We start from the raw sequence: 15,468 nt of genomic DNA on the forward strand, positions 1-15,468 counted from the left end.
GGCTAAACCGGCATCCCTGCCGGTTTACCCCCCAAATCCCTGTCGAATTCCGGCCAGCGTGGTTTGACGGGGCGCTTCAGATCAAGAGCAAGATCAAGAGCGGCTCGCTTCGCATCGTGGTTACCGTTGAGCTTACAGAGTTATGTAGATGCCTATGCTGCGATAGCGGTGGCTCAGTAAAAGATTCAGTGACTGATACACCGCCATCGTAGGCAAGCCCGCTCCCACATGGGTTTTGTGTTGGCTGGAAGAGGGGGCTACTTGCCGCCTGTAATCTGCTTCACCAACTGCGCATGCCCCTTCACATCATCCGCCCGGGAAATGGCCTGAATCACCAGCAAATGGTTGCCCGAACCACCCAGGAATGTGGAGTTCAAGGTCTTGCCACCACCTTGGGTGGCGCTGCTGTCCACTTGGCGCAGGCCCAGGCCCTTGTAAGTGAGTTTCTTCTCGCCCAGTTTCTTGAAGTCGGGCATGGCGGCGCTCTGGTCTTTGACGAAATCAGCCACGGCGCCGTCGAGGAACTTTGGATCGTTATCCTGGATAGTTGCCCCATCGTTGCGCACGGTTTCGGCGACGATCACCACACTTTTCGTCGTCGAGTTAGCGTACAGGGTGCCTTGGGTGTCAGCGGTGCCGTCTTGCGCCGTGCCGGAGGGCAGGGTGTCGGCGCTGTAGGCTTTGGGCAGTTTGAAAGTGAACTTGCCACCCAAGGTGGAGATGGTCTGTGTGGTGGGCTTGGCAGCAGCGAACACGCTGCCGGCGGTGAGCGCGAGGGCCAGCAGCATTGCGGTCTTGGTGAACGTGGCCATGAAGCACTCCGGGGATGAACGAAATTGCGGCGTATTCTGTCAGAAAATTCGCAATCTCGTTCATCGGCCCCGTCACACTTTGTCGGAAGACGCTTCCTCAAGCCTGTCCATTTCAAACAGGCGCGCCAGTTCTGCACGGGCTTCCTGGGCGGTTTGCATGACCTTGGCCGCGTCGTCGTATACCGCGTGTTGGGCGGCGAGTACCTGCTGGTCGTGGGTCTTGAAGCGGTTGATGCGCGCATCGGCCTGGGCCTGGCTCAAACCGAGGCCGACCAGGGTACGGCGGCTCATTTCCAGGCTGGAGTAGAAGGTTTCGCGCACCGGTGAAGCGTCCAGGTCCACCAGGCGGTGTACGTGCTGGCGGTTACGCGCACGGGCGATGATCTTCATGTGCGGATAGAGGTTGCGCACCAACTCGGCGGTCTTGATGTTGATCTCTGGGTCGTCCATGGCGATCACGAAGAATTCCGCCTGATCGACTTTGGCCGCGTGGAGGATTTCCGGGCGCTGGGGGTCGCCGTAGAACACCGGCATACCGCCGAAACTGCGGGTCAGCTCGATGGTTTCCACCGAGGTGTCGAGGGCGATGAACGAGATGTTCTGCGCGCGCAGGATGCGCGCCACGATCTGGCCCATGCGGCCCATGCCGGCGATGACCACACGGGGCGCATCGCTTTCGATGGCACGGTATTCCTCGGGTACTTCCACCGGCTTGGCCTTGGGCTTGAACAGCTTCGGGCACACCAGCAACAGCAGCGGGGTCACGGCCATGGACAGGGTGATGGTGAGTACCAGCACGTCGTACAGTTGCGGTTCGAACAGGCCCTGGTCGCGGCCGATCTTGAACACCACAAAGGCGAACTCACCCCCCGCCGCCAGCACCACGCCCAGGCGTAAAGCGCTTTCGCGGTTGAGGTCGCCCACCATCCGCCCGACGGCGTACAGCAGCGGCAGCTTCAAGCCGATCAGCAGCAGGGTCAGGCCGATCACCACCAGCGGTGTGCTGAGCAGCAGACTGAGATTGGCGCCCATGCCCACGCTGATGAAAAACAGCCCCAGCAGCAGGCCCTTGAACGGCTCGATCTGGGATTCCAGTTCGTGACGGTATTCCGAATCCGCCAGCAGCAGGCCGGCGAGGAAGGCCCCCAAGGCCATGGACACGCCCACCAACTCCATCAGCCAGGCGGTGCCGATCACCACCAGCAACGCGGTGGCGGTGGACACTTCGCGCAGGCCGGTCTTGGCCACGATGCGAAACACCGGGCGCAACAGGTAGCGCCCGCCGATGATCACCACGGCGATGCTGCCGAGGATCTGCAACACATGTTGCAGGCCTTGGGCCTCGGTGGTCGGATGATCGCTGCCGGCCAGCAACGGCACCATGGCGATCAGCGGGATGGCGGCGATGTCCTGGAACAACAGGATGGCAAAGGCCAGGCGCCCGTGGGGTTGGTTGAGTTCCTTGCGTTCGGCCAGGCTTTGCAGGCCAAACGCCGTGGAGGATAGTGCCAGGCCCAGGCCCAGCACGATGGCGCTGTTCCACGACTGGCCAAACAGCCACAGCGCGACCGCACCCATCACCATGCCGGTGAGCAGCACTTGGGCCAGACCGACACCGAACACCGCCTTGCGCATTACCCATAAACGTTTGGGTGACAATTCCAGGCCGATGATGAACAGCAACAACACCACGCCCAGTTCAGAAAACTGCGCCACGCTTTGCGGGTTGCCGATCAGGCCGAGTACTGACGGGCCGATGATCACACCGGCAAACAGATAGCCCAGCACCGCGCCCAATTGCAGGCGCTTGGCCAGGGGCACGGCCAGCACGGCGGCGAACAGGAACACCACGGCTGCTTGTAACAGATTGCCTTCATGGGGCATCACGAACTCCATCGTTTACGTAGATCAACTCGGGGGAGGGGCAGTGTGGCGAGGGAGCTTGCTCCCGCTGGGCTGCGAAGCGGCCCCAAAAAAATGCGGGCGCTGCGCACCCGAGCGGGAGCAATCTCTGGCCACAAAAATATTCCACAGCAGGGGAAATAGAGCGCTATTAGAGCGCTTTTTCACATTTTGAAACTTGTATTTTTGTCGCGACAGTCAATGGATGTTGGCTCTCATCCCATTCTTACACCGGTTTTACGAAAGTATTAATACCATTTAATTCAATGGCTTTCGCGCAGGTCTACTAACGTTTCGAAAAACTGGATCAGTAGTCACCACGGTCAGGTGTTTCGAATTCGATGCGTGTGGATCGTTGAAGCAAGGCGTGCACGCAGTCACGGATGAAAGGCTTGGACCACAAGGAGTAGAACGTGGATAAAAGACTTGCGACTGCCGCTTTAACTCGTATTTCTGCGCTTTCCCTTGCGATCCGCCTGGGCGTGGCCGGGCTGGTGATGGGGCTGGCGAGCCCGGATGTGTTCGCCGCCTGTAGCCCGGCGAGTCCCAGCGCTGGAGCGACGGTGACCTGTACGGGTGTGCCGACATTGCCGCTGTTTCTCAATACCTTCAGCAGTGCAGTCAACAGCCTGACGGTCAATGTCAACGCGGGGGCGCAGCTCAATGCGACGTTGGGCGGTAAAGCACTGACCCTGACCGGCAACAACACGACGTTGAACAACTCCGGCACCATTGACCCGGCACTTCTCGGATTGGTTTCGGTGCTGAGCGGTGGCGTAGTGATCGGCAACACGGCAGCCAGCGCATTGAACATCACCAACAGCGCGACCGGCATCATGCGCGGTACTGGCGCGTTGCTGGGGCTGAACCTTGCCTCGCTGGACGGCATGGCCCTGAACGCCACCAACGGCGCAGGCGGCACCACCACGATCGTCAACAACGGGGTCATTGGTTCTTCTTCTTTGCTCGGCCTGTCGCTGTTCACTTCCGATACCCCGGTGGTGGCCGTGCAGGGTGGCGGGCAGGTCAATATGACGAATAACGGCACCCTGACCGGGCGCGTGGCGTTCGAGAGCTCCACTACAGGGAACACGTTCCGCAACACCGGCACTATCTCTGGCGGCGTGTCGATGGGGGCCGCCAGTACCAACACCTTTACGGCAGTCACGGGCTCGCAAGTGACCAACGGCGGCGGCCTCGGCTTAAGCCTTGGCGGACTGATCGGCGTGAACCTGACGTTCGCGCCCACCGGCCAGGTGGACGGCGGCGCAGGCGGCAGCAACTCGCTGATCCTTGAAAACACGACGGGCGTCGGTGGTGGCAGTACAGGCACCGGCACGGCTTCAAGCGCCAACTATGTCAACTTCAACAACCTGGCCATCAATAGTGGCACCTGGACGTTGCAGGGGCCGTTGGTCAGCGGCAGCACTACGCTCAATGGCGGTGTGGCGCAATTCAATAACAACGCGACATTTGGCAGCGGTGTGCTCACGTCCAACGGCGGCGCTATCGAGGCCACCGGCAACGGCCTGACACTGGCCAACCTGATGACCCTGGGGACCGGTGGTTTAACGGTACAGGGCGCCTCGACCGGGCTGACCCTGAGCGGTGTGATCTCGGGCGCCGCGGGTGTGAGCAAAGCGGGTACCGGCGAATTGATCCTCAGTGGCACCAACACCTTCCAGGGTGGTACCACCTTGAACGCCGGCACGCTTACATTGGGCAATGCCGCGGCGCTAGGTACCGGTGCCTTGACCGTTGCGGGTGCGAGTACGTTGCAGAGCAATGCAGCCTTGACCACCAGCAATGCAATCGCCTTGAACGCCAATCTGACCGTGGACGGCGTGAACCCGCTGACCCTTGGCGGGGTTGTCAGCGGTGGTTCCGGGTTGATCAAGGAGGGCGTATCGAACTTGGTGCTTACGGGCAACAATAGTTACACCGGCGCCACGGCCCTCAACGCCGGTTCGCTGGTGGTTGGCTCCAATACTGCGCTCGGCGCCAGTGTGTTGAACGCCTCGGCGGGTACCACGCTGGATGCCAGTGCAGCAGTGAGCCTGGGCAATAACCTCAACCTGGGCGGTAACCTGACCCTTGGCGGCAGCAACGCGCTGACCCTTGGCGGTGTGGTGGCGGGCCTTGGTGGGTTGATCAAGAACGGCCCGGCGGATCTGATCCTCAATCAAGCGAACACTTACCTGGGCAACACGGCACTCAACAGCGGCAAGCTGGTGATTGGCGCTACCGGTGCCTTGGGTGCGGGTACGTTGAATGCAGCCGCAGGCACGACCCTGGACGCCAGCACCAGTGCCACGCTGACTAACGCGATCAACCTGGCCGGTAACCTTGGAATCGGTGGCAGCGCCAACCTGACCCTGGGCGGCACGGTCAACGGTGCAGGCAGCCTGACCAAAGACGGCGCGGCCGGCCTGACACTCAGCGGCAACAATAACTTCCTGGGTGGCACCACCCTGAACGCAGGCAGCCTGACCCTCGGCAGCAACACGGCGCTTGGCCTGGGCAACTTGACCGTCGGCGGCGCCGCCACCCTGGACAGCACCTCGGCGGTGGCGTTGGGCAATGGCATTGCCCTCAACGCCGGGCTGACCGTCGGTGGCACCAATGGGCTGACCCTGGGCGGTGTGGTCAGCGGCGCGGGTGCGCTGATCAAGGATGGCCTGGCCAACCTGACCCTTGACGGCACCAACACGTTCACCGGTGGTACCAGCCTCAACGCCGGTACGTTGACCTTGGGCACGGCAGGCGCATTGGGCGCAGGCCCCTTGACGGTCGGCGGTGCGGCAACTCTGGATACCAGCGCGACCTTCACCCTGGGCAACGGGATTGCCTTGAATGGCGACCTGACGCTCGCGGGCAACAATGACCTGAACCTCAGCGGCGTGCTCAGCGGCGCCAGTGCGCTGATCAAAAATGGCTTGGCTGACCTGACCTTGAGCGGCAACAACACGTTTACCGGATCATTGAATATTGTCTCCGGCAGCGTCACCACCGGTAGCGCCGGTGCATTGGGCAACACCTCTGGCGTCAATGTCAGCACCGGCGCCGCACTGAACCTGGGTGTCGATTCCAGCCTGGCCGGCCTCAGCGGTGCAGGTGGTGTGGCAGTCGGCGGCGGTTTGAACCTCACTGTGGGTGGCGTCAGCACCAGCAGTACCTTTGACGGTGATCTCAGCGGCGCGGGCAGCTTGATCAAGGTGGGTACCGGCACGCTCACGCTCAACGGAATCAATGGCATCACCGGTAACACGGCGATCAACGCGGGCACCCTGGATGTCGATGGTTCTCTGGGCAGCGCGTTGGTCAACGTGAACAGCGGCGGCACCCTCACCGGCAGTGGCTCGCTCTTGGGTACGGCGAATATCAATAGCGGCGGGCACCTGGCGCTGGGCAGTGGCACGACCTTGTCGGCTGGCGGCCTGAACATGAGTGCCGGGGCCAGTCTGGATGTGGCGCTTGGCGCACCGTCGCTGACCTCGCTGATGAATGTCGGTGGCAACGTGAATCTGGCCGGCGACCTCAATGTGAGCGATGCCGGTGGCTTTGGCGCCGGCGTGTATCGCTTGATCAACTACACCGGCGGCTTGACCGGCGCATTGAACGTCAACACGGTGCCGCTGGGTTATGGCCTGGGTGATCTGCTGGTACAGACCTCAGTGGGCAGCCAGGTCAACCTGGTGGTAGCGGCGCCGAATATTCGTTTCTGGGACGGCAGCAACACCCTTGCCAACGGCACTGTTGACGGTGGCAGCGGCACCTGGACAGCGGGTGGCACCAACTGGACTTCGGCCGACGGCCTGTCCAACCAGACCTGGGGCGGCGGCTTTGCCGTGTTCCAAGGCGCGGCGGGGACTGTCAGCGTGAATGGCGTGCAAACCATCACCGGTCTGCAATTCGTCACCGATGGCTACAGCCTGGTCAATGGCACCGGTGGGCAGTTGAGCACCGGCAGCGGCAACTTCGCCGTGCGCGTCGACCCACTGGCGACTGCCACCCTCGGCGTCGATATCGCCGGCGCGGGCGTGCTGAACAAACTCGATACCGGCACGCTGGTGCTCAATGGTGCCAACAGTTACACCGGCGGCACCTTGCTCAATGGCGGCACGTTGGTGGTCGGCAGCAACACCGCGCTGGGTACCGGCACGCTGACCGCTGCGGCGGGCACCACCCTGGACAGCAACGCCTCCGTAACCCTTGGCAATGATGCGGTACTCAACGGCAGCCTGACGGTCGGCGGCAGCAACGCATTGGCGCTCAATGGCGCCATCAGCGGCACCGGTGGCCTGGTCAAGAATGGCACGGCAGGCCTGACACTCGGCGGCACCAATACCTTCCTGGGTCCCGTGGCCTTGAACGCAGGCGGGCTGATCCTGGCCAGCAATACGGCGCTGGGCGCGGGCGTGTTGAATGCCGCAGGCGGTACCACCTTGGACGCCAGCACGGCGGTCGCCACCACCAACGCGATCAATCTGGCGGGCAACCTGGGCATCGGCGGCACCGCTGACCTGACCCTCGGCGGCGCAATCAACGGTGCAGGCAGCCTGACCAAGGAGGGCACGGCCAATCTGATCCTCAGCGGCGCCAACGCCTACCTGGGTGGCACCACCCTGAACGCCGGTACGCTGACCTTGGGCAGCGCCACCGCCCTTGGCCTGGGCAACCTCACCGTTGGCGGCACGGCGACCCTGGATAACACGGCAGCGCTGAGTGTGGGCAATGGCGTCGTGCTTGACGCCAACCTCGCCGTCACCGGCAGCAATGACCTGACCCTGGGTGGCCTGGTCACCGGCACGGCTGGCCTGAGCAAAGACGGCGCGGCCAACCTGATCCTCAATGGCGTCAACACCTTCCAGGGCGGCACCACCCTCAACGCCGGCACGCTGACCCTGGGCACGGCAGCGGCCCTGGGTACCGGCGTCTTGAACGTAAACGGCGCGGCCACGTTGGCCAACAGCACGCCGCTGGTATTGGCCAATGCGGTCAACCTCAACGCTGGGCTGACCGTGGGCGCTCTCAACAACAACCTGACCCTGGCCGGCGTGCTGGCCGGCAACGGTAGCCTGGTCAAAACCGGCACGGCTGACTTGAGCCTGACCGGCACTAACACCTTCAACGGCCTGTTCGATGTGCAATCGGGCAGCCTCTCCACGCTGGGCAATGGAGCACTGGGTGTCGGCGCCGGGGTCAACCTGGCGAGCGGTACTTCCTTGAACCTGGGCGGCAGCGCCAGCCTGGGCGCCCTCACGGGTACCGGGCTTGCAACCGTAGGCGCCGGCAGCACGTTGAGCGTCGGCAACAATAACCTCGACAGCACTTTCGACGGGGTCGTGGCAGGCCTCGGCAACCTGGCCAAAGACGGCACGGGCGCCTTGACCCTCGGTGGCCTCAGCGTGGTGACCGGGGACGCCCAGGTCAACGCCGGCAGCTTGCTCGTCAATGGTTCCCTGGCCAGCGCCAATGTGGCGGTGGGCAGTGGCGCCACCCTCGGCGGTACCGGCACCTTGCTGGGTAATGTGAACATCGCCGATGGCGGCCACCTGGCCGTCAACTCCGGCGCGACCCTGACCACCGGTTCGCTGCTGCTCAATGCCAACGCCAACCTGGATGCGGGCCTCGGCGCGCCCGCCACTGGCGGCACGGCGCTGGTTCAGGTCAATGGCAACCTGACCCTGGACGGCACCCTCAACGTCACGGATATCGGCGGCTTCGGTGCGGGTATCTACCGCCTGATCGACTACACCGGTGGGCTGACCAACAACGGCCTGCAACTGGGCAGCCTGCCGGTGAACATCCCGGCCAGCGACCTGGACCTGCAAACTGCGATTGGCAACCAGATCAACCTGCTGGTCAACGGCAGCACCAATGTGCAGTTCTGGGATGGCAGCCAAACCACGGGCAACGGCACCATCGAAGGCGGCAGCGGCACCTGGAGTGCAGGCGGCAACCAATGGACCGGCGTCAACGGCGCATTCAATACAGCCTGGACCCCGAACAGCTTTGCCGTGTTCCAAGGCACGGCGGGCACTGTCACGGTTGACGGCGCGCAAGCCATCACCGGTTTGCAGTTCGTCACCGATGGCTACAACCTGGCCGGCGGGGCAGCGGGCGCCTTGACCCTGTTCAACGGCGTGGGCGGCAACACCGCCGTACGTGTCGATCCCGGCGTCACTGCCACCCTGGGCGTCGCGCTCAACGGCGGCGGCACCCTGGCCAAGCTCGACACCGGCACCCTGGTGCTTAACGGTGCCAACAGCTACACCGGCGGCACCGCCCTGGATGGCGGCACCCTGGTGGTCGGCAATAACAGTGCCCTGGGCAGCGGCGTACTGACCACCGCCAACGGCACCACCCTGGACAGCAACACCGCGGTCAGCCTGGCCAATGCGCTCAACGTCAACGGTAGCCTGACCCTCGGCGGCAGCAATGCCCTGACTCTGGCCGGCACCGTGGCGGGCACGGGCAGCCTGATCAAGAATGGCATCGCCAACCTGACCCTCAGTGGCAACAACACCTATGCTGGCCCAACCGCACTTAACGCAGGCGGCCTGATCCTGGCCTCCAACACGGCCCTGGGCAGTGGCGCCCTGAACGCGGCCGCCGGCACCACCCTCGACAGCAGCACGGCGGTCGCCCTGGCCAATACGGTCAATCTGGCCGGCAACCTGGGCATTCTAGGCACCGCCGACCTGAGCCTGAACGGCCTGGTCAGCGGTACCGGTGGGCTGACCAAAACCGGCGCGGGCGACCTCACGCTCAACGGCGCCAATGCCTACTTGGGCGGCACGCAGTTGAATGCCGGCTCCCTGACCCTGGGCAATGCGTCGGCCCTGGGCAGTGGTGCCTTGGCGGTCAATGGGGCAGCCACCCTGGACACCAACACCGCGTTGGCCCTGGCCAATAACACCAGCCTAAATGCCGCGCTCACCGTCGGCGGCAGCAACGACCTGAGCCTCAACGGCGTGGTGGACGGCAGTGGTTCGTTGAGCAAGGCCGGTGGCGCCAACCTGACCCTGAACGGCGCCAATACCTACAGCGGCGGCACGGCACTCAATGCCGGTACGCTGACCCTCGGCAGCACCACGGCCCTGGGCTCGGGCGCGCTGACCGTCGGCGGTGCGGCGACCCTGGCCAATAGCACGCCGCTGGTGCTGGCCAATGCGGTCAACCTCAATGGCGACCTCAGCGTCGCTGGCAGCAACAACCTGACCCTGGCCGGCGTACTCGCTGGCAATGCAGCGCTGATCAAGAATGGCGCGGCGGACCTGCTGCTGACTGGCAACAACAGCTTCAGCGGCCCACTGACCGTGGCGGCCGGCAGCGTGACCACTGCGGGTAATGGTGCGCTGGGCACCACCTCCGGCGTCACTGTCGGCAGCGGCGCCAGCCTCAACCTGGGTGGCAACGCCAACCTCAACAGCCTGGCCGGCAACGGCGTGGTACAGGTGGCTGGCGGCAACACGCTGGCGGTGGGTGGCAGTAACCTGGATAACAGCTTTGGCGGTGCGCTCAACGGCGCCGGCAACCTGGATAAAAACGGCAGCGGGGTGCTCAACCTGAGCGGCAGCAATGCCATCAGCGGTGCGGCCAACGTCAACGGCGGCACCTTGAATGTCACCGGTTCCCTGGCCAGCGGCACGGTGGCGGTGAACAGCGGCGCAACCCTGGCCGGCAGCGGCTCATTGGCCGGTGCGGTGAGCGTGGCCGACGGTGGGCACATCGGCCTGGCCACCGGCAGCACACTGTCGGTGGGCTCGTTGGTGCTGGGTGGCAACTCGAACCTGGATGTCGGTCTCGGCACTCCGGTGCTGGGTGGCGGCACAGGCCTGCTGAATGTCGGCGGTAATCTGACCCTGGACGGTAACCTCAATGTCACCGATATCGGTGGCTTTGGCAGCGGCGTTTACAACCTTATCAACTACACCGGGGCCTTGACCGATAACGGCCTGGCTCTTGGCACACTGCCAGGCAGCGTGGTGCCGGGCGACCTGCAAGTGCAGACCGCGATCACCAACAAGGTCAACCTGCTGGTGACTGCGCCCAACACCACCGTGCAGTTCTGGGATGGCAACAGCCTGATCGGCAACGGTGCGATTGACGGCGGCAACGGCACCTGGAACGCCGGCAATACCAACTGGACCAATGTCGACGGCACCCTCAACCAAGGCTGGGCCAACAGCTTCGCGGTGTTCCAAGGCGCGGCGGGCAACGTGACGGTGGACGGTACGCAAAACATCACCGGCATGCAGTTCGTCACCGATGGCTACACCCTGGGCTCCGGCACGGCGGGCGTGCTCAACCTGGTCAATGGCGGCACCGGCAACACCGCGGTGCGCGTCGACCCGAACGCCACCGCGACCCTGGGCGTGACCCTCAACGGCGCTGGCACCCTGGCCAAGCTCGACAGTGGCACCCTGGTACTCAACGGCAATAATGGCTATACCGGCGGTACCGCGCTGAATGGCGGCACCCTGGTGGTGGGCAACAACAGTGCCCTCGGCACAGGCGCTCTGACGGCGGCCGGCGGCACCACCCTGGACAGCAACGCGGCGGTCAGCCTGGCCAATGCGGCCGTGCTCAACGGTGCCTTGGCGGTGGCAGGCAGCAACGCGCTGACCCTCAACGGTGGCATCAGCGGCAGCGGCAGCCTGGTGAAAAACGGTGCGGCAGCGCTGACGCTCAATGGCGTCAACAGCTACAGCGGCGGCACTGGCCTGAACGCCGGTCAATTGATCCTTGGCAATAATGCTGCCTTGGGCAGTGGTGCCTTGACGGTCGGCGGCGCGGCGCAACTGGATGGCAGCACCGACCTGCAACTGGCCAATACCCTCAACCTGGGTGGCCCGCTGACCCTGGCCGGCAGCCACGACCTGGCCCTCAACGGCGTGATCAGCGGCAGCGGCAGCCTGGTGAAAAATGGCAGCGGCGCCTTGTTGCTGACAGGTGCCAACACCTACAGCGGCGGTACCACGCTCAACGGCGGCAGCACCACGGGCAATACCACCAGCCTGCAAGGCGCCATCGCCAACAATGCGGCATTGACCTTTGAGCAAGCCACCGACGGCACCTACACCGGCAACCTTACCGGCGCTGGTGTACTGAACAAAACCGGCACCGGAGCATTGCTGCTGACTGGCAACAACATCTTTACCGGTACTACCAACGTCAACACCGGCAGCCTGCTGGTCAACGGCACCTTGAACAGCGCCGCGGTACAAGTCGCCAGCGGCGCGACCCTCGGCGGCAGCGGCACCCTGGGCGGTGCGGTGAACATGGCCGACGGCTCGGTGCTCCAAGCCGGCGCCGCGACGCCGCTGTCGGTGGGTTCGCTGGCCTTGTCATCGGGCACCACCCTGGACTTCGCCCTCGGTGCGCCGGGTGCTTCCAGTACGGCGGTGAACGTGGCGGGCAACCTGACTCTGGACGGCACCCTCAACGTCAGCGATACCGGCGGCTTCGGCGTCGGTGTGTACCAACTGTTCCGCTACGGCGGCAGCTTGACCGATAACGGCCTCACCTTTGGCACCTTGCCTGTGGCACTGGGCAACCTGAGCCTGCAAACGGCGCTGGCCAACCAGCTCAACCTGGTGGTGCAAACCGCGCCAGGGCAGATCCAGTTCTGGAACGGCGGCACCACCAACCCTGATGGCACCATTACAGGTGGCAGTGGCACCTGGGGCCCGGGCACCAACTGGACTGACCCGACCGGCACCCAGGGGCAGGCGTCCACCAACCAGTTCGCGGTATTTGGCGGGCAGGGCGGCACCGTGACCGTGGTTGGCAACCAAGGCTTCACTGGCCTGCAAGTGCTGGACGCCGGCTACGTGCTGACGGCCGGCGAAGGCGGCAGCTTGAGCCCGACCAATGCGGCGGATGGCAGCCTGGCGCCAGTGCGGGTCAATTCCGGCGTGACCGCCCAGATTGATGCTCCGCTGGTGGGAACCGGCGGCATCAACAAGCTGGATGCGGGCACCTTGCTGCTGACTGGCGCCAATACCTACACCGGCGGCACTACCGTCAGTGGCGGTACGCTGGCGGGCACCACCACCAGCCTGCGTGGCAGGATCCTCAACAACGCACGGTTGTTGTTTACCCAGCGCACCAATGGCCAGTTCAGCGGCACCTTGAGCGGCACCGGTGCGCTGATCAAGCAAGGCGCAGGCGCGCTGTTGCTGACCGGCAACCAGCCGTTCAGCGGCACCGTGGCGGTGGAAGAGGGCGTGTTGCAAGTGGGCAACGCGGCCAACCCAGGCGCCGTGCTCGGCGGCCAAGTCACCGTGGCCAACGGTGCGGGGCTGACCGGTAACGGCAGTGTCGGTTCGCTGGTCAACAACGGCTCGGTGACACCCGACGGCGGCAAGCTGACCGTGGCCGGCAACTTCACCAACGCCAGTACCGGTGCGCTGAACCTGGTGATCACCCCATCCACCACCGGCTCCCTGGCCGTGGGCGGCACCGCCAACCTGGGCGGCACCTTGAATGTGGTCAACCTGGCACCCTATGCCGGCGCCACCACCTATACGCTGCTGACCGCGGGCGCAGTCAACGGTACCTTTGCCACCACCAATCTGGAGAACCTGGCGTTCCTCACTTCCGCGTTGAACTACAGCCCAACCCAAGTGGCCCTGGCGGTCAGCCGCAACGACGTCAGTTACGCCAGCGTGGCGGCCACTGGTAACCAGCGCGGCGTGGCGGCGGCGTTGGGCACAGGCACCGGAGTCGGTGGCGCAGCGGTGCAAAACGCACTGCTTAACGGTGATGCAGCGGCGGCACGCGCGGCCTTCGACAGCTTGTCCGGCGAAATCCACGCCAGCACCGCCAGCGCCATGCTTGAAGACTCGCGTTACGTGCGTGATGCGGTCAACGAGCGCCTGCGCCAACCCGGTTGCTACCGCGAGGACGACCCGCGCAATGCCCTGGCACCCAGCGAAAACCACCTGAGCAGCGCCGGTTGCCACGGCGAGATGGTCGGTTGGATGCGCGTGCTCGGCACCTGGGGCCATATGGGCGGTGACAGCAACAGCGCCAAGCTGGACCGCAACCTCAGCGGCTTCCTGCTCGGTACCGACAAGCAAGTGGACGACGCCTGGCGCGTCGGTGTGGCCGCCGGCTACACCCGCAGCGACCTGGACGCCAAGCGCCGCAATTCCAGCGCCGATGTGGACAGCTACCACCTGATGGCCTACACCGCCTACCAGCAGGAAGCCTTCGCCGCACGCATGGGCGTGGCGTACAGCTGGCATGACGTCGAAAGCAAGCGCAACGTGGCCGTCGGTGCCGAGGGCCAACGCCTCAAAGCCGATTACAAGGCACGCAGTGCGCAGGTGTTCGGTGAAGTCGGCTACACCATCCAAACCCCTAGCGTGGCCCTGGAACCGTTCGCCGGCCTGGCCTACGTCAACTACGACAGCGACACCATCAAGGAAAAAGGCGGTTCGGCAGCCCTGCGTGGCGATGCCGACCAGGACATCACCTACTCGACCCTGGGCGTGCGCATTGGCCAGACCATCACCCTGGGCAACGGCTCGAAAATCACCCCACGGGGCAGCATCGGCTGGCGCCATGCCTTCGGTGATACCAAGCCCGACGCCGACCTGAGCTTTATCAATGGCGGTGGCTCGTTCAGCACCCAAGGCGTGCCGATTGCCAAGGACAGCGCAGTGGTGGAAGCGGGGCTGGATTACCAGATCAGCCAGAACGGCAGACTGGGCCTGGGCTATTCGGGCCAACTCTCGCGTAACGACAAGGACCACGCAGTGACCGTGAGTTTCTCCCTCGGTTTTTGATCACGGCCGAGTTTTTTGAACCGCCCGAAAGGGCGGTTTTTTTTGGAAGATTTTTTGAAGAAGTACGTTGGTTCATGAAAGCAGGGCATTTATTGCTCACCGGGCAGCCTGAAGGATGTGAATACAATTTCTTCCGGAACACGGCTGGCGACCAACCGACGCCGGCCTAAAGTTATGCACTTGAGTTTATATTCCTCGGGTGGCATATTTGCATGGTCTGGGACATTGAATACACGGATGAATTCGAAGAGTGGTGGGATGGCTTGGATGCAAAGGAGCAATCGTCGGTGGCTGCCAGTGTTGATTTGCTGGGGCTGTTCGGGCCTGGGCTGCGCTTTCCCCATAGCAGCGATATCAAGGGTGCTCGGCACGGCAACCTGCGAGAGTTGCGGGTACAGCATGCAGGGCGACCTTACAGGGTGTTGTATGCCTTTGATTTTCGGCGCTGTGCAGTGTTGCTGACAGGTGGCGATAAAACCGCACAGCACCGTTGGTACCACGAGTACGTACCCTTGGCAGAGAAGCTGTACGACGTACATTTAGACTCATTGCGTAGAGAGGGCCGTGACCATGGCTAAGAAATTCGCGGAACTGAAAGCTCGCATGACACCTGAGGCGCGCGCCGATGCCGAGCAGATATTTCAGCAACACTTGAAAGAAATGCCGCTGCATGAGTTGCGCAAAGCCCAGCAACTGAGCCAGGCAAGCCTGGCAAAGGCATTGAATATCAACCAGGCAGCGGTTTCGAAGATGGAGCGTCGTACTGATATGTACATCAGCACGTTGCGTGACTACATACGTGCGATGGGGGGCGAGCTGGAAATCATCGCCACTTTTCCGGATGGCCAGGTCAAAATTGACAACTTTGCCTGTTGAAGTAGCTGGGCTCTTCGCCAGATTCAGGCTATTCCCATTGTCCTGAGCGTGGCGAACGTCGGTCAGGATTCACCTTC

The 15,468-nt window shown here is 63.5% G+C and carries 5 protein-coding genes; 3 read left to right on the forward strand and 2 right to left on the reverse strand.

Annotated elements, in window-relative coordinates:
- Positions 1 to 257: 257 nt before the first annotated feature.
- Together AC07S6_RS22990 and AC07S6_RS22995 are read right to left on the reverse strand one after the other, a co-directional pair.
- On the reverse strand, positions 258 to 812 hold the full coding sequence (locus AC07S6_RS22990) for a DcrB/PsbP domain-containing protein (protein WP_490615379.1): 555 nt from the start codon (positions 810 to 812) through the stop codon (positions 258 to 260).
- Between the two features lie 72 nt (positions 813 to 884).
- Positions 885 to 2,696, reverse strand: coding sequence for a monovalent cation:proton antiporter-2 (CPA2) family protein (locus AC07S6_RS22995; RefSeq protein WP_495113125.1), 1,812 nt, complete (start codon positions 2,694 to 2,696; stop codon positions 885 to 887).
- Between the two features lie 431 nt (positions 2,697 to 3,127).
- Here AC07S6_RS22995 and AC07S6_RS23000 point away from each other — a divergent pair, with 431 nt between their 5' ends.
- The 3 genes from AC07S6_RS23000 (at position 3,128) to AC07S6_RS23010 (ending at position 15,391) form a co-directional block, all read left to right on the forward strand.
- Positions 3,128 to 14,515 carry an autotransporter-associated beta strand repeat-containing protein gene (locus AC07S6_RS23000; protein WP_495113126.1) on the forward strand — a complete coding sequence of 3,796 codons (11,388 nt, stop codon included), beginning with the start codon at positions 3,128 to 3,130 and terminating at the stop codon, positions 14,513 to 14,515.
- A 212-nt stretch (positions 14,516 to 14,727) separates the two neighbouring features.
- Positions 14,728 to 15,093 (forward strand): type II toxin-antitoxin system RelE/ParE family toxin, encoded by a 366-nt coding sequence (locus AC07S6_RS23005; RefSeq protein ID WP_495113127.1) that lies wholly within the window; start codon positions 14,728 to 14,730, stop codon positions 15,091 to 15,093.
- Entirely contained in the window at positions 15,086 to 15,391 is a 306-nt protein-coding gene (locus tag AC07S6_RS23010) for an XRE family transcriptional regulator (RefSeq protein WP_105226565.1), read from the forward strand. Before AC07S6_RS23005 ends, AC07S6_RS23010 begins: the two co-directional genes overlap by 8 nt.
- Positions 15,392 to 15,468 lie beyond the last annotated feature (77 nt).

The organism is Pseudomonas sp. GW821-FHT07B01, from assembly GCF_059419065.1.

Coding starts and splice junctions, on each gene's coding strand:
- AC07S6_RS22990 (WP_490615379.1), bottom strand. CDS start 812: ATGGCCACGTTCACCAAGACCGCAATGCTGCTGGCCCTCGCGCTCACC.
- AC07S6_RS22995 (WP_495113125.1), bottom strand. CDS start 2,696: ATGCCCCATGAAGGCAATCTGTTACAAGCAGCCGTGGTGTTCCTGTTC.
- AC07S6_RS23005 (WP_495113127.1), top strand. CDS start 14,728: ATGGTCTGGGACATTGAATACACGGATGAATTCGAAGAGTGGTGGGAT.
- AC07S6_RS23010 (WP_105226565.1), top strand. CDS start 15,086: ATGGCTAAGAAATTCGCGGAACTGAAAGCTCGCATGACACCTGAGGCG.